The 15,677-nt window shown below is 67.7% G+C and carries 17 protein-coding genes; 8 read left to right on the top strand and 9 right to left on the bottom strand.

Annotated elements, in window-relative coordinates; translation table 11 throughout:
• From ASF60_RS15765 to ASF60_RS15740, 7 genes are all read right to left on the bottom strand, one after another.
• A partial coding sequence (locus tag ASF60_RS15765) for an IS91 family transposase (RefSeq protein WP_056186864.1) occupies window positions 1–1,070 on the bottom strand: 1,070 nt, incomplete at its 3' end.
• Window positions 1,071–1,074: 4 nt separating this feature from the next.
• A complete protein-coding gene (locus ASF60_RS15760; protein WP_056186845.1) occupies window positions 1,075–1,983 on the bottom strand; it encodes a tyrosine-type recombinase/integrase in 909 nt (302 codons plus the stop codon).
• Between the two features lie 497 nt (window positions 1,984–2,480).
• Window positions 2,481–2,708 (bottom strand): DUF6894 family protein, encoded by a 228-nt coding sequence (locus ASF60_RS26250; RefSeq protein WP_056186859.1) that lies wholly within the window; start codon window positions 2,706–2,708, stop codon window positions 2,481–2,483.
• 373 nt (window positions 2,709–3,081) lie between these two features.
• Window positions 3,082–3,365, bottom strand: a 284-nt coding sequence (locus ASF60_RS26245; protein WP_443136768.1) for a helix-turn-helix domain-containing protein, incomplete at its 3' end; no start/stop codon positions are given.
• A gap of 259 nt (window positions 3,366–3,624) precedes the next feature.
• Window positions 3,625–3,959, bottom strand: a 335-nt coding sequence (locus ASF60_RS25350; protein WP_210168781.1) for a Crp/Fnr family transcriptional regulator, incomplete at its 3' end; no start/stop codon positions are given.
• A gap of 146 nt (window positions 3,960–4,105) precedes the next feature.
• Window positions 4,106–4,351, bottom strand: a complete 246-nt coding sequence (locus tag ASF60_RS15745) for a DUF6894 family protein (protein WP_056186839.1) — start codon at window positions 4,349–4,351, stop codon at window positions 4,106–4,108.
• A 293-nt stretch (window positions 4,352–4,644) separates the two neighbouring features.
• Window positions 4,645–4,902: an alpha/beta fold hydrolase gene (locus tag ASF60_RS15740; protein WP_056186835.1), complete on the bottom strand. Its 258-nt coding sequence runs from the start codon at window positions 4,900–4,902 to the stop codon at window positions 4,645–4,647.
• A gap of 78 nt (window positions 4,903–4,980) precedes the next feature.
• On the opposite strand from ASF60_RS15740, the gene ASF60_RS15735 reads away from it, so the two are divergent.
• Complete coding sequence (locus tag ASF60_RS15735) at window positions 4,981–6,261, top strand: flavin monoamine oxidase family protein (RefSeq protein WP_056186832.1); 1,281 nt, start codon at window positions 4,981–4,983, stop codon at window positions 6,259–6,261.
• A 17-nt stretch (window positions 6,262–6,278) separates the two neighbouring features.
• On the opposite strand, the gene ASF60_RS15730 is transcribed toward ASF60_RS15735, so the two are convergent.
• Window positions 6,279–7,172, bottom strand: a complete 894-nt coding sequence (locus ASF60_RS15730) for a LysR family transcriptional regulator (RefSeq protein WP_056186829.1) — start codon at window positions 7,170–7,172, stop codon at window positions 6,279–6,281.
• A 130-nt stretch (window positions 7,173–7,302) separates the two neighbouring features.
• Here ASF60_RS15730 and ASF60_RS15725 point away from each other — a divergent pair, with 130 nt between their 5' ends.
• The 7 genes from ASF60_RS15725 (at window position 7,303) to ASF60_RS15695 (ending at window position 14,570) form a co-directional block, all read left to right on the top strand.
• Window positions 7,303–7,698, top strand: coding sequence for a (R)-mandelonitrile lyase (locus ASF60_RS15725; RefSeq protein ID WP_056186826.1), 396 nt, complete (start codon window positions 7,303–7,305; stop codon window positions 7,696–7,698).
• A gap of 44 nt (window positions 7,699–7,742) precedes the next feature.
• Window positions 7,743–8,945, top strand: a complete 1,203-nt coding sequence (locus tag ASF60_RS15720; RefSeq protein WP_056186824.1) for an MFS transporter — start codon at window positions 7,743–7,745, stop codon at window positions 8,943–8,945.
• Window positions 8,946–8,984: 39 nt separating this feature from the next.
• Window positions 8,985–9,746: an SDR family NAD(P)-dependent oxidoreductase gene (locus tag ASF60_RS15715; RefSeq protein ID WP_056186821.1), complete on the top strand. Its 762-nt coding sequence runs from the start codon at window positions 8,985–8,987 to the stop codon at window positions 9,744–9,746.
• Window positions 9,747–9,756: 10 nt separating this feature from the next.
• Window positions 9,757–10,251 carry a cyclophilin-like fold protein gene (locus ASF60_RS15710; RefSeq protein ID WP_244478452.1) on the top strand — a complete coding sequence of 165 codons (495 nt, stop codon included), beginning with the start codon at window positions 9,757–9,759 and terminating at the stop codon, window positions 10,249–10,251.
• A 74-nt stretch (window positions 10,252–10,325) separates the two neighbouring features.
• A complete protein-coding gene (locus ASF60_RS15705; RefSeq protein WP_244478451.1) occupies window positions 10,326–11,291 on the top strand; it encodes an SMP-30/gluconolactonase/LRE family protein in 966 nt (321 codons plus the stop codon).
• A 35-nt stretch (window positions 11,292–11,326) separates the two neighbouring features.
• The gene (locus ASF60_RS15700) at window positions 11,327–13,744 is read left to right on the top strand and encodes a membrane-bound PQQ-dependent dehydrogenase, glucose/quinate/shikimate family (RefSeq protein ID WP_082507992.1); all 2,418 of its coding nucleotides are present in this window, start codon (window positions 11,327–11,329) and stop codon (window positions 13,742–13,744) included.
• Between the two features lie 79 nt (window positions 13,745–13,823).
• Entirely contained in the window at window positions 13,824–14,570 is a 747-nt protein-coding gene (locus tag ASF60_RS15695) for an SDR family oxidoreductase (protein WP_156634141.1), read from the top strand.
• Between the two features lie 10 nt (window positions 14,571–14,580).
• Here ASF60_RS15695 and ASF60_RS15690 read toward each other — a convergent pair whose 3' ends face one another.
• Complete coding sequence (locus ASF60_RS15690; RefSeq protein ID WP_056186815.1) at window positions 14,581–15,474, bottom strand: LysR family transcriptional regulator; 894 nt, start codon at window positions 15,472–15,474, stop codon at window positions 14,581–14,583.
• Between the last annotated feature and the right edge of the window lie 203 nt (window positions 15,475–15,677).

Genomic DNA, 15,677 nt, shown 5'->3' with positions numbered 1-15,677 from the left:
GTGTCCGGTTCAGGGTCGGTGGATCGCGGCGGGGCCGGTGTGCCGAGGATTGCGCGGATGTGGGCCAGACCAGCCTTCCGGTTCGAGCCGGAGAGGAAGCCGTAGTGCCGGATGCGGTGGAAGCCGCGCGGCAGGACATGGAGGAGGAAGCGCCGGATGAACTCCGTGGCGGACAGGGTCATGATCCGCGCCTGCCCGCCCTCGGCGCGCCGATAGTCCTTGACGCCAAAGCTGACGTTTTCCCCGTCGAAGGCGAGGATGCGCCGGCTGGAGATGGCGACGCGGTGGGTGTAGCGCGACAGATAGGCGAGCACGGCCTTCGGTCCGGCGAAGGGCGGCTTGGCGTAGACGACCCAGCGCTTACCGCGCACCGGGGCGAGCGCGCGGACGAAGGCCTTGGCGTCGGAGAGCGGGGCCAGGGTGCCGAAGAAGGCGAGCGTCCCGGCCTCGTGGAGGGCGGCGAGCCCTTCGAGGAACAGGCGGCGGAACAGCATGCCCAGCACCCGCACCGGCAGGAGGAAGGCCGGGCGCGACGCGACCCATCGGGTCCCGTCCGGCGAGAGGCCACCGCCGGGCACGATCATGTGGAGATGGGGATGGTGGGTCATGGCCGAGCCCCAAGTGTGGAGCACGGCGGTGAGGCCGATGCGGGCACCGAGATGCTTTGGGTCGGCGGCGATTCGCGTCATGGTCGCGCTCGCTGCCCGGAACAGCAGGTCGTAGACGGCGGCCTTGTTCTGGAAAGCGATGGCGGCGATCTCGGCGGGCAGGGTGAAGACGACGTGGAAGTAGCCGACCGGGAGCAGGTCGGCCTCGCGCGCGGCGAGCCAGTCGCGCGCCGCCGCGCCCTGGCATCTCGGGCAGTGCCGGTTGCGGCAGGAGTTGTAGGCCACCCGCAGATGGCCGCACGCGTCGCAGCCCTCGACATGGCCGCCGAGGCTGGCCGTGCGGCACTGCTCGACCGCCGCCATCACCTTCCGCGCGGCCAGGTTCAGGTGCCCGGCCCCATCGGCGCGATAGGCGGGACCTGCGGCACGGAAGACGTCGGCCAGCTCGATCGCGGCTTGCATCGCCTCAACCTGGCGCGGGTCCCTCCCCATGGAACAGGGCGAGCCTGTCGAGCGGGCTCGTCACGGCCCGCACCGTCCGGGTGGCGACCTTGGCGTAGAGCGCCGTGGTGTCGAGCCGGGCGTGTCCGAGCAGCACCTGGATGACGCGGATATCGACGCCGTCCTCCAGGAGGTGGGTGGCGAAGGAGTGGCGCAGGGTGTGAGGACCGACGCGCTTGGGGATCCCGGCCGACCGGGCCGCCTCCACCACGATGCGGTGAAGCTGGCGCGTGCTGATCGACCGGGCCCAGTCCTGTCCGGGAAACAGCCAGCCCTCGCGATGCAGGACGCCCTGCCGGTGTCCCTCGGTCCACCAGCGCCGCAGGAGACTCAGAAGATCGGCGGACAGCATCGCGTTGCGGTTGCGGCCGCCTTTGCCACGCTCGACCCGCAGGAGCATGCGCGTCGAGTCGACGTCGGCGACCTTGAGCGCCGCGACTTCGGCCACGCGCAATCCCGCGCCATAGGCGACCGACAGGGCCGCCAGATGCTTGAGGCAGACCGTGGCGCCGAGCAACCGCCCCACCTCCTCGGGGCTCAGGACGTCGGGCAGCGGGCGCGGATGGTTGAGGCGGACCAGCCTGCGAGCGAGATCGGGCCGCTCGATCGTATGGACGAAGAAGAACCGCAGGGCCGAGACGATGGCATTCATCGTCGGCACCCCGAGGCCGACCTCCTGCTGCGCGATCTGGAAACGGCGCAGGTCATCGACGGTCGCCGTGTCGGGCGAGCGCCGCAGGAACGTCGCCAGACGCCCGACATCACGAAGGTAGTTGCGCTGTGTCTGACGAGAGAACCGACGCAGGGTCATGTCGTCGACGAGGCGCTGGCGCAGCGAGCCCATGGCAGCGGCGGGAACGGCAAGGATGGTCATCGGATGGCTCCACTCGGATGAAGGGAGCCTCGATCGTCCGCCCAGGCCGGGCGACGCTCAATCAGCGCAGGGCGCTCGTCTCAATCCGAAAACCTCGAAGCTGCCACCAATCCCGCGCGAGCGGGTTCGTTCACCCACCCGACCCGGTCGTAATACGGACCGGCGGGTCCCGACCCTACTCAGACCTTCGAGGTCGTAGGCTTTAACGACTGGAGATTACGCTAAGCGGACCATCAATCGTGACTTTCAGGATGCCGCGATGGTCTCAGTTCGCGGAAGAGGACGAGGCGGTTCGAACCGATCGATGAACCGCATGCCATCCCAGAGGTCGACGGCATGCCCATCAACAAGGGCTCGTGCCTTATCCATAGCTTCGCTGTCGTCCGAGGCTGAAATCGGCGTGTTCAGCATCCTGCCTCCGCCGGCGTTGATCATCACGGCTCGATAGCACGGTCCCCCATCCGGCTCGGCAGATGGGGGCCCTGTCACCGGATCAGCTACGTGCCCGTGTAGGTCACAGCGGCCGAGTAGATGGGATGCCCATCTTCGTCCGTCACCAGAACCGAGAAGGCTTGGTGTTCGCCGTCCTTGGGCACCTCGTGCGCTGCGATCTGAGGCAGGACCGACTTTGCTTGACGAGCAGCTTCTTCAGGACCGGTTAGGTCCATGCCCTCGTCGTCGCGAAGCGTTTGGCCGTCATGGATATCGAAGAAGTAGCGAGGCACAGGGCTCTCCGCGCGCAGCAGGCGGGAGCACACNTGGCCGTCATGGATATCGAAGAAGTAGCGAGGCACAGGGCTCTCCGCGCGCAGCAGGCGGGAGCACACGAGGTCTCACAGGCGCGGAAAGCCGAGAGTGTGGCCGCGATAACTTTTGATATAGGCGCTGTGTCGACCAAAAAACTAATAAATGGGTGTTTTTCCCTTGGTTCCAAAGAACGGTCGGGTACCTCACATAGCGTGGTATGGGGGAGCCTTGGGATGCAGGTGGAGGTAGTTCGGATTGAACCCGGCATAGGCCTTGATGGCAGCGACATCGGGTAGGGTGACACGCCTCTCCTTGAACACCACCAGCCCCAAACGTCGTAACTCCTGGAGNGGATGCAGGTGGAGGTAGTTCGGATTGAACCCGGCATAGGCCTTGATGGCAGCGACATCGGGTAGGGTGACACGCCTCTCCTTGAACACCACCAGCCCCAAACGTCGTAACTCCTGGAGCACCCGGTTGATGTGAACATTCGACAGCCCAGTTGCATCGCCGAGGTCGAGTTGGATGAGGGGAAACGGGTAGCTGTTCTCTGTCGCGAGATCGACCATCTGGAGGCGGATCAGGAACTCGCAGAACAGGTGTGCGACCTGCTCGTCGGCCGAACGACGGCCCATGCACACCAGCCATTCCCGCAAGATTGCTTCATCGACGAGGCCAGCCCACTGCAAGGCACGGTTCAGGCCCGGATGTTTCCCGCTGAGGTCATTCATCACTGAACGCGGGATACGCACCACGTCGCAGGAGCTGATCGTTCCGATGCTGTGATCCATCTCGCCGAGGATCGACACGTTCAGGTCGCAGAAGTCTCCCGGGATGAGGAAGGCGACAATCGACCGTCCACCGCCTGGAAGCACCTTATAGCGGCAGGGGAANTCATTCATCACCGAACGCGGGATACGCACCACGTCGCAGGAGCTGATCGTTCCGATGCTGTGATCCATCTCGCCGAGGATCGACACGTTCAGGTCGCAGAAGTCTCCCGGGATGAGGAAGGCGACAATCGACCGTCCACCGCCTGGAAGCACCTTATAGCGGCAGGCGAACCCTTTCTGGATCAGGTGGACGTGATCGGGCACGTCTCCTTCCGAGATGAGTGCGGTTCGGGATGGGACATCGCGAACGCGCGCACTCGCATCGGTGAGAGCCTTCTCTTCGGACCCAGAGAGGATGAAACGGCGACTGAGCTTTTGGATGAACGGATTGAGCATGCACCCTCCCGGGCCATGCCCTTCGACCAATATGTCGACCCAAACAATTGTAATAAAAAAGGTTTCAAAAAATCGGAATCTCTAAGGCTTTGTGTTGTTCCGTACAGAACCGTACGGAAATCAGCGCCGGCGATAAACGAGGAACTTCACGTACGGGATGGTTCGTGCTGCTCGCCGGAAATTGTGACCTTTGCGCTGTAGACGACATCCCCGGAGGCGTTACGAACCGTGGCCCTGAACGCCTGTTGATCGCTTTTTGGCAGAGCGTCTTTAGCGATTTCTCCGAGTGTCTTCAGAACTTCCGTCCGTGCAGTTTCTACGTCGGGAAGGTCGATGCCTTCCTCATCCCTGAGCTGGGTACGGCCGTCATCAAAGTCGAAATAAAGCTTCAACAGCCATGCTTTCGATGAGGTTGAATTTTTCTAACGATAATTGCATCGTATTAAACCGTACTGCGCTTGTCGACATCGGTTGTTAATCAATTTTTTTCGGTCGGGTATCTCACATTTACCTGATCGCGGCAGGTCAAGTCACGTCCGCTTCAGACTTGATGCGGACGTTCGGTAGGCCATCGACGAACGTCTGCATTCCACCCGACCCGGTCATAGAGCGGACCAGCGGCAGTCGACCCAACATGGTCGTTCGGCCGGACGCTTCCGTCGCCCGTAAGCGGACATAACCCTTCCTACAGGAAATCCGTGATGGCGCTGACGAGCGCCTTGGCGTTCTCCTCCGGCACCCAATGGTTGGCCCGTTCGATGGTCCGGAAGGTCACATTCTTCGCCACCTCGCGCATCATTCCTTCGGTGAAAGGTGCGAACGCGCTGGTCGCTCCGGGGAGTGCAAGTACCGGCATCGTCAGCTTTCCGTCCCGCTTGAGGTCGTCCCTGTTGCGTTCCACGTCCACCGGGAAGGCGCAATAGAGCTCGAAATCCGCCCGCATCGCGCCGGGTCGGAAAAGGGCCCGGACATAGCGCTCACGAACCTTGGAAGCTGTGTCGGCCGACCTCACTTTTATCCCATGGGCAGCGCGTTCGACGTCATCATCGTAGGGGGAGGTGCCGCGGGCATCAGTGCCGCCCGGCAGCTTGCGGCCCACGGGTCATCAACTCTGCTGCTTGAGGCGTCGTCGCGCCTTGGCGGCCGCGCGCACACGCAGGAAATCGACGGGTACCCGCTCGACCTCGGGTGCGAATGGCTCCATTCGGGCGACCGCAATGCCTGGGTCGGCATAGCCGAAACGTTGGGCTTCCCGGTCGACCGAGGAGAGCCGCCTTGGGCGAAGGCTCACCCCGGCATCCCCCAGGACGAGGGCGCCCAGGAGGCAGCGCAAAAGGCGTACGGCGATTGGGAGGAGCGGCTCCGCCTGGTCGCGGCAGACAGTGACCAAGCCAGCGATGCGCTTGAGCCCGGCGGCACCTGGAACGCCTACGTGCGAGCCATCGCCGGCTTCATGAGCGGCGTTGGTCCCGAGTCGATCTCCGCAGCCGACTACCTGGCCTACGACGATGCCTCGACGGGCCGGAACTGGCACCTGCCGCTCGGCTACGGCACGTTGGTCGCCGCCAGCCTACCAACCTCGACGACGCTGAGCCTCGCCACCCCCGCCGAGCGGATCGACCTGACGGCGGACGGCGTCGCGGTCACCACCCGCGCCGGCACCGTCCGCGCCGGGGCCGCCATCCTTACCGTCTCGACCGCGGTTTTGGCAGGCGAGGCGATCCGCCTTCCCTCCGGGGTCGACCCCTGGCGCGAGGCCGCCGCCGCCCTGCCGCTCGGCCGCAACGAAAAGCTGTTCCTGAAGATCGAGCGCGATGCCGCGTTCGAGCCGGATACGCATGCCTACGGCAACCTGCGCGATCCGAGATCGGCCGCCTATTCCATCCGCCCGAACGGGTGGCCGGTGATCGAGGCGTTCCTCGGGGGCGACGGAGCCCGCATCGTCGAGGAGGAGGGCCCGGCCGCCGGCTTCGCCCACGTGTCCACCGAATTGGCCGCCCTGTTCGGCAGCGGTGTAGCCTCGGGGATCCGGCCGCTCGCGGCGACGTCGTGGAGCCGGATGGCCTCCATCGGCGGAGCGTATAGCTGCGCCCTGCCGGGCCGATCCGGTGCGCGGGTACAGCTGGCCCGCCCCTACCAGGACCGGCTTTTCTTCGCGGGCGAGGCGACCCACGCCTTCGACTTCACGACCGCCCACGGGGCCCACGATAGCGGGCAAAGGGCTGCCGACGAGGCGATGGCGGCGCTTCGGGACAAGCGCGGCCTGGGGCTGCGAGGCCCTCTCGCCGCTACGGGAACGTGAACGGCCCTACGGCGACCTCATCCCCGGTAGCGCAGCGCCTCGACCAGCACGACGAACGCCGGAGAGGGTCGGCACAGCGTCGGGTAGTACAAGTGATAGCCTGAGAATGGCGGGCACCAGTCGTCCAGCACCCGAGTGAGCCGACCGTTGTCCAGGCCGGCCTGCACCTGGTCCTGCGGCAGGTAGGCGATCCCGAACCCGTCGAGCGCCGCCTCCAGGATCAGGGTGACCGTGTTGAAGACGAGTTGCCCCTCGACCCAGACGCGGACGTCCCGCCCGCCCTTCTCGAACTCCCAGGCATAGAGCCCCCCGAGGGTGGGCAGGCGCAGGTTGATGCAGGAATGGCCCGTGAGATCCTCCGGCCGCTCGGGCCCCGGACGGCCCACGAGGTAGGAGGGCGCCGCCACGGCGGCCATGCGCATGTCGGGCGCGATCCGCACCGCGGCCATGTCCTTTGCCACCGTCCCCCCTAGGCGGATGCCCGCGTCAATGCCCTCGGCGACGATGTCGGTCAGGCCGTAATCGACAATGGTCTCCACCTTGATGTCCGGGTGGTCCGGCAGGACCTTGCGCAGGGTGGGCCAAAGTACGGTTCGTGCCGCATGCTCGTCCGCGGTGATGCGAATGGTCCCGCCAGGCTTCCCGCGTATTTCGGCCAGGTCGATCAGGCCGGCCTCGATCTCGTCGAAGCGTGGTCCGACCGCCTTGAGCAGGCGCTCGCCGGCCTCGGTCGCCGACACGCTCCGCGTTGTACGCGCGAGAAGCCGTATGCCAAGGCGCGCCTCAAGGGCCCGTACGGTCTGGCTCAGCGCGGATTGCGACACCCCAAGCTGCGCGGCGGCCTTCGTGAAGCTACCCGCCCGCGCAACGGCGACGAAGGCACTCAGGTCGTTCAGGCTCTCGCGCAGCATCCATAAGCTCTGCTCATGACCCCATGTTCATTCGAGCACCTAATCGGGTTCGCGCCCAAACGCTAGTTTCCTGTCCAGCGCCGCCGGGGGCCTTCGCGCGCCCGGACCCATCGATCACACGGAGCATGCCATGGACATCAAGCGCGCGGGCTCGCAGCCCTCCGGCAAGGGCCCGGACGAATGGTTCACCGGCACGGTCCGCGTCGACCCGCTCTTCGGCGCGACCGAACCGGCCCGCACCAGCGGAGTCCTGGTGACCTTCGAGCACGGCGCCCGCACGGCCTGGCACACCCATCCGCTCGGCCAGACCCTTGTCGTCACGGCGGGTTGCGGCCGGGTCCAGCGCGAGGGCGGTCCCATCGAGGAGATCCGCCCCGGCGACGTGATCTGGTTCCCGCCCGGCGAACGGCACTGGCACGGCGCCGGCCCGACCACCGCCATGAGCCACATGGCCATCCAGGAGGCGCTGAACGGCAGCCCCGTCGACTGGCTGGAGAAGGTCTCCGACCAGCAGTACGGCGCCTGAAGCCCGCCCTCGACCTCGAACATTTAGGAAGGGGCGGCCTGCCCATGAACCCGAACCAAGTCTGCGCGGACGATGCCACCTTCAGTCGCGAGACGGCGGCCCGCGGATGGGGCGCGGTGTTCGCCATGACCCTCTGCGTCGCGACGCTGATCGCTTCCGAGTTCATGCCGGTCAGCCTGCTGACGCCGCTCGCGGCCGACCTGCACATGACCGAGGGACATGCCGGCCAAGCCATCGCCGTCTCTGGCCTGTTCGCGGTGCTGACGAGCCTTGTCATCTCGACGGCCACGCGCGGGATCGACCGCCGCACCGTCCTGCTCGTGCTCACCGTCCTGATGATCGCCTCGGGCCTGATGGTGGCCTTTGCGCCGAACACCGCGGTCTTCATGGCCGGGCGTGCCCTGGTGGGCGTCGTCATCGGCGGCTTCTGGTCGATGTCGACCGCGACGGTCATGCGTCTCGTGCCGGAGTTCGAGCTTCCCCGCGCCATCGGCCTGCTCAACGGCGGCAACGCCCTCGCGACAACGGTTGCGGCGCCGCTGGGCAGCTTCCTCGGGGCGTATATCGGATGGCGCGGGGCCTTCTTCTGCGTCGTCCCGCTGGGGGCCGTGACGCTGGCCTGGCTCTTCATGAGCCTGCCCGCGATGCCGTCCGACCGGACGGCCAATTCCGGCACGGTGTTCCGGGTCCTGCGCCGGCGCCAGGTGCCCCTGGGGATGCTCTCGGTCTCGCTGTTCTTCCTCGGGCAGTTCGCGCTCTACACCTACCTGCGCCCGTTCCTGGAGACGGTTCCGCACGTGGACGTGGCCACGCTGTCGCTGATCCTGTTCGGCACCGGCGCGGCAGGTCTCGCCGGAAGCTACCTGATCGGGTTCCTCCTCAAGACACGCCTGTTCAGCCTTCTGGTCGCCATGCCACTCGTGATGGCGGCCATCGCCGTTTCCCTGACGGTGGTCGGCGGGTCATCGGTTGCGTCGGCGACGCTGCTCGCCGGATGGGGCCTGGTCGCCACGGCGGCACCCGTGGCGTGGTGGACCTGGCTGAGCCGGGCGCTGCCCGACGAGGCCGAGGCCGGCGGCGGGTTGCTTGTCGCCGTGGTGCAGCTCGCCATCGCCCTCGGGGCCACCCTTGGCGGCCTCGCCTACGACGCGAGCGGCTACCGCGCCACCTTCGCGGTCAGCGCCGCCGCGCTCTGCGCCTCGGCCCTGGTCGCGGCCCTCGCCTGGCGCCAGCGGCCGAACGCCTGAACCCCGAATCCCGCCGAAACCGATACCGAGGAACCTCCCATGCAGATCACCTTCGAGAACAAGGTCGCCCTCGTCACCGGCGCCGCCATGGGCGTGGGTCTGGCGACCGCCCGGATGTTCGCCGAGGCCGGCGCCGCCGTCGTACTGTCCGACCAGAACGAGGAGGCTTTGCGGGCCGCCACGGATCGGCTGGAGGCGGAGGGCCATCGGGTGCTCGGCGTTCGCTGCGACGTCAGCAAGGCTGACGAGGTGGCCGCGATGGTCCTGCGTACGGTCGATACCTACGGCCGGCTCGACGCCGCCTTCAACAACGCCGGCATCCAGATCCCGGCCAACGACGTCGTGGACGTGCCGGACGCGGACTATGACCGGGTCATGGCGGTGAACTTGCGCGGCGTCTGGAACTGCATGCAGGCCGAACTGCGCCAGATGCAGGCCCAGGGCAGCGGCGCCATCGTCAACTGCTCGTCCATCGGAGGGCTCATCGGCAATCCCGGCCTCGCCGCCTATCACGCCACCAAGTACGGCGTGATCGGGATGACCCAGAGCGCCGCCCTGGAGAACGCTCCGCGCGGCATCCGGCTGAACGCCGTCTGCCCCGGAACCATCGACACCCCGATGGTCGCCAAGATGCTCAAGGAGCAGCCCAAGGCGATGGACGTCATCATGGGCAAGCAGCCCAACAAGCGGCTTGGCCGGCCCGAGGAGGTCGCCGCAGCCGTGCTCTTCCTCTGCAGCGACGCGGCGAGCTTCGTCCTCGGCGTCGCCCTGCCCGTCGACGGCGGCTACACCGCGACTTGAGGCGCCGACCATGCGACGCACCCTGTCCTCGTCGGCGATCCTCGCGGTCGGTCTGACCCTTCTTTCCGGCCTGCAGGCGCTTCACGCCGAACCCGGCCAGGAGCGCCGGATCCCCAGCCCCAAGCCCGAGAAGGCACCCGCCATGAGCACGGTGCGGATACGACTGAACTCCCCAAATGGTGACAGCGTCACCGCGACCCTCGGCGATGGCGAAAGCGCCCGCGCCTTTCGCGCGCTCCTGCCCCTCACGCTGACCCTGAAGGATTTTAACGGCACCGAGAAGATTGGCGACCTGCCCAAGCGCCTGTCAGTCCAGGGGGAGCCCTTGGGCGCCGACCCGGAGCCGGGCGACATCGCCTACTATGCCCCCTGGGGTAATCTCGCCATCTACTACAAGGACTTCAAATATTCGGACGGGCTCGTCCGCCTCGGTCGCCTGAGCCACATCCCCGACGCGTTCAAGCGATCCGGCCCGGTCAAGGTCACCATCGAGGCTGTCCCATGACCAACGGGACGCCGGGGCGACATACATTGGCTCACACGCTTCTCGTCGTGGCCTGCCTTTCGGGGATAGCCGGCGTGACCTCGGCAGATGAGGCCCCGGGCGCGCTCGCCTACGGCGCACGGACACGCGGACCGGTGCCGATCCCGCCCGGCGAGCGCGACCTGCAGAGCGTGGTCGCCCAGCCCTGGTTCAAGGTTTCCGACGAGGGGATCCCCCTGGAGGGGCCGTCCTTCGACCGGGGCGGCGACCTGCTGTTCACCGATGCCGGTACCGGCCGCGTGCTTCGCCTGACGCCGGACAGGCGACTGACCACGGTCGTTCCGTCGAACGCCCTGAACTTGGGTGGTCTCGCGATCCACAGGGACGGCCGTATCTTCGCCGCCGGCACCGGTGGCTTCAAGCGCGGCTCCATCGTCTCGGTCCGACCGGACGGCACGGACATGCGGACCGTCATCCCGTCGGAGGCGGGATACGTCGTCAACGACCTCGTCTTCGATGCCGAGGGCGGTTTCTACTTCACCGATTTCCGGGGCACCTCCACCGATCCGAAGGGGGGCGCCTACTACGTGGCGCGGGACCTCAAGACCGTCACCCCGATCCTGCCGAACCTCGCGCTGGCCAACGGCGTGGCGTTGAGCCCGGACGGCAAGACCCTGTGGGTCACCGAGTTCGGTCGCAACCTGCTGCACCGGGTCGACCTCGCGGACGCGACCACGCCGACGCCGCTCGGGATCACGGTGGCCTACCATTTCACCGGTCCGGCGCCCGACTCGATGCGCACGGACTCCGACGGCAACCTCTACGTCGCCCTTTACGGGCAGGGCCGCGTCCTCGCGTTCAACCGCAACGGCATTCCCATCGGGCAGGTGCTGCTGCCGGGGCGCGACGACGGCCACATCCTGCGCTCCACCAGCATGGCGCTGCGGCCCGGCACCGACGAGCTCCTCATCGTCACGAACGACGGCACCGGCGGCCAGGGCTCCACGATCTTCCACGCCCGGGCCTTCGCGAAGGCGCTGCCGCTCTTCTCGCATCGATGACGCCCGCCACCGCTCCTGCAACGGAACCCACCATCATGAAAACCAACGAACCGGTGCCCCTGTCCGGGGCCGCGGCAATCGGGGACAGCCCCGTGACGGTGTGGACGCGGCGTGCGGTCGCCGGTCTTCTCGTCCTCGTCGGCCTCACCCTCGGCGCCGGGGGCGCGGCCTTGGCTTGGTACGGTGGCTTACCGTACTACCTGCTGACTGGAGCCATTGTCCTCGCGAGCGGCGTCCTCGTCTGGCGACGCAATCCGATGGGCGTACCGCTCTTCGCCGCGATGCTGGTGTGGACGACCGCCTGGGCCGTCTGGGAGGTGGGCTTCGACCCCTGGCAGCTCCTGCCACGGCTGCTCGCGCCTTTCGTCCTCGGACTGGCGCTCCTGTTGCCACCCGTCCGGATCGCCGGCCCCCGCAGGCTCACCGGGGCATGGGGATGGCCGGCCTTCGCCGGGGCCCTGATCCTCGCCGTGGTCGCGGGCGGTGCCTTGCACCCGGTGGCACCGGCCGAGCCCATCCTGCGCCGCGGCGTCGCCGAGCGTGCGCCCGGTACCCTGCCGCAGCCGCTGGCCCGGATCACGGGCGAGGACTGGCCGAGCTTCGGAAACGATCAAGGCGGCACGCGCTTCAGCCCGCTCGCCGACCTGACCCCGCAGAACGTCGGGAAGCTGGAGCTCGCGTGGGAGGCCGAGACCGGTCCTGACACGCCCGGACCGGCGACCGCCCTGGAGGCGACGCCGGTCATGGTCGGCGACGCACTCTACCTGTGCGACGGCCACAACCGCGTCATGGCCCTCGACGCCGAGACTGGGCGGGAGCGCTGGCGCCACGACATGTCGAACGGCACCCCGCCCTCCGGCAAGCCGTGCCGCGGCGTCGCCCATTACCGCGTGCCCGACGCGACAGGCCTGTGCGCCACCCGCATCATCGCGGCGAGCCAGACCCCCGAGCTGATCGCCCTCGAAGCCGCCACCGGCAAGCCCTGCACCGACTTCGGCAAGGACGGACGCGTCGACCTGCGCGAAGGGATCAGCACCTACCCCGCAGGTCAGTATTACGTGAGTTCGGCCCCGCAGATCATCCGCGGCAAGGCGGTGGTCGGCGGCGGCATCCCCGACGGCCAGTTCTGGGGCGGCCCGTCCGGCGTGATCCGCGCCTTCGACGCCCGCACCGGCGAACTGTCCTGGGCCTTCGATCCCGGCCATCCCCACCGCATCGGTGCACCGCCGCCGGGCGAGACCTACACGCCGTCCTCGCCCAACAGCTGGGCGCCGATCAGCGCCGACGAGGCGCTCGGGCTGGTCTACCTGCCGATGGGCAACGCCACGCCGGACAACTTCGGCGGCCTGCGCCGGCCCTTCGACGAGGAGGTCTCCAGCGCCGTCATCGCCCTCGACGCCGAGACAGGCCGCCTGCGTTGGCGCTTCCAGACGACCCTTCACGACATCTGGGACTACGACACCCCCTCGCAGCCGACCCTGGTCGACATGCCCACGGCGGCCGGAATGCGGCCCGCCCTTATCCAGCCGACCAAGCGCGGAGAGATCTTCGTGCTCGACCGCGAGACCGGGCAGCCGATCAAGCCGGTCATCGAGGTGCCGGCGCCGCAGGGAGACCTCGGCCCGGGCGAGCGCTTGTCGCCGACCCAGCCCGCCTCCCTCGACCTTCCGGCCTTCCGGGGGGCGACCCTGCGGGAGTCCGACATGTGGGGTGCGACCCCCGTCGACCAGATGCTCTGCCGCATCCTGTTCCGGCAATCGCGCTACGAGGGGCACCTGACGCCGATCACGCTGGGCAAGCCGGTCCTGATCGATCCGGGCTCGGTCGGCGGCGTCAACTGGGGCAGCGCCTCCATCGACGTCGACCGCGGCATCATGATCGCCAACTGGATGCGGTTCCCCGACCGGGTCGAGCTCGTGACCCGCGAGGTGGCGAACCAGCGCAAGCTGAAGCTGTCGGACGGGCAAAGCCCCGGTAGCGACGCCGACCGGCCGATGCTGAACACGCCCTACGGCGCCTATGGCGGGCTGTTCATGTCGCCGCTCGGCGTGCCCTGCACCGCGCCGCCCTGGGGGCTCATCGCCGCCGTCGACCTGTCGAGTGGGCGCCTGCTCTGGTCCAAGCCCCTCGGGACCGCCCGTGACACCGGGCCGTTCAACATCCCGTCGATGCTACCCCTTACGGTGGGGACGCCGGTCTCGGGCGGCGCCGTCACAACGCGCGGCGGCCTCGTCTTCGTCGGCGCCAGCATGGATCGCACCTTCCGGGCGCTCGATGCCGCGACCGGGCGGGAGCTTTGGCAGGCCCGGCTTCCGGGCGGCGGCAACGCCACCCCGATGACCTACCGCAGCCCGGTCAGCGGCCGCCAGTTCGTGGTGGTGGCGGCCGGCGGCAAGCCCCCGCTCACCATCAGCCTCGGCACCAAGCTCGTGGCCTACGCGCTGCCGCGCTGAACCCTTCCGCAGGGCCTTCCGAAGCCGAGCGGTGATCCCACAGATTCCGGGGATACCGATGACCTAGACCCATGACTTCATCGGCAAGGTCGCCTTCGTGACGGGCGCCACGAGCGGCATCGGGCGCGCCACCGCCCTGGCGTTCGCCAAGGCCGGCGCCGCCGTGACGGTCGCCGACGTGTCCGAGGAGGGCAACCTTGAGACCGCCCGCCTGATCGAGGAGGCCGGTGGCCGCGTGCTTGCGGTGCGTTGCGACGTCAGCAAGTCCGAGGACGTGAAGGCCGCGCTCGAACGGACGATCCAGACCTTCGGGAAGCTCGACTTCGCCTTCAACAACGCCGGCATCGAGCAGCCGGTGGTCCCGGTGTCCGAAATCGAAGACGAGGACTTCGACCGCCTCGTCGCGATCAACCTGCGGGGGATGTTCCTGTGCCTGAAGCATCAGGTGCCGCTGATGCTGAGGAACGGTGGCGGCGCCATCGTCAACACCTCCTCGGGCGCGGGCGTGAAGGGCATCGCGGGGCAAGCCGCCTACGCGGCGACCAAGCACGCCGTGATCGGCATGACTAAGAGTGCCGCCCTGGATTATGCGAAGGACGGCATTCGCATCAACGCGGTCTGCCCCGGCATCATCGACACCCCGATGATGCAGCGGTTCACCGGCGGGACCCCGGAGCGCTTGGCACGGGTGATCGCGCAGGAGCCGGTCGGGCGAATGGGGAAGTCCGAGGAGATCGCGGCGGCGGTGCTCTACCTGTGCTCGGACATGGCGGCCTTCGTGATCGGGCACGCCATGGTGGTGGATGGCGGTCAAACCGTCGCCTGATCCTGACTTCTCACCCTCTATGTCGGAGCGCCTCCAGCAGGACCGTGAAGGCCGGGGCGGGCTGGCGGCGGCTCGGGTAGTACAGGTGGTAGCCCGGGAACGGCTCGCACCAGTCCTTCAGCAGGCGCACCAACTGACCCTCGGCCACGTCCTGCGCCACGTGGTACTCCGGCAGGTAGGCCAACCCGAGCCCGGCGAGGGCCGCCTCCCGGATCAGGGGCAGGCTGGTGAACACAAGTTGGCCCTCGACGCGGACATTCAGGGCGTGTCCCCTCCGCTCGAATTCCCATGGGTAGAACCCGCCACGGGTCGGCCGGCGCAGGTTGATGCACCGGTGGGCGGTGAGATCCTCGGGGTGCTTGGGTCTCGCACGTTTCCTGAAGTAGGCCGGCGTCCCGACCACGGCCATGCGCATGTCGGGACCGATGCGGACCGCGACCATGTCCTTCTCCACGTGCTCACCGATGCGTACGCCGGCGTCGAAGCGTTCGGCCACGATGTTGGTCAAGGCCTGCTCGGTGACGATCTCGACGGTGATGTCGGGGTAGTCCGGGAGCAGGCGGGCCAGGACCGGCCACAGGACGGTCGCCGCCGCGTCCTCCGGCGCCGTGATGCGCACGGTGCCGGCGGGCTTGTCCCTGAGTTCCGTCAGGGCGGAGAGCTCGACCTCCATCTGCTCGAACTGCGGGGCCACAACCCGCAGCAGGCGCTCCCCCGCGTCGGTCGGGATGGCGCCGCGGGTTGAGCGTGCCAGCAGGGGTACGCCCAGCCGTGCCTCCAATCCCTTGAGGGCGTGGCTGAGGGCCGACTGCGTGACACCCAGGCGCGTCGCGGCGCGGGTGAAGCTGCCTTCCTGCGCCACCGTCGCGAAGGAAAGAAGGTCGGTCAGGTCCGTACGCGCCAACGAAGGGGTCCTCGATGCATTCCGAACGGTGGCGCGGGATCGCCCAAGGCTCCGCCCTGCGTCGATCCATAAGCCTTGCTCATGACCCTATGTGGCAGGAAGGCACTAATCAACAGGACGTGACGCGGTACCTTGGACCTAATCAAAGGTGTCCGTGTTGACTCGGGCATCCCGCCTTCGATGGACGGCCGTTGCGCCATCGC

The organism is Methylobacterium sp. Leaf113 (assembly GCF_001423325.1).
Taxonomy (GTDB): Bacteria; Pseudomonadota; Alphaproteobacteria; order Rhizobiales; family Beijerinckiaceae; genus Methylobacterium.
Note: the sequence above shows the minus strand (reverse complement) of the source record. Positions and strands in the feature narration are given on the sequence as shown.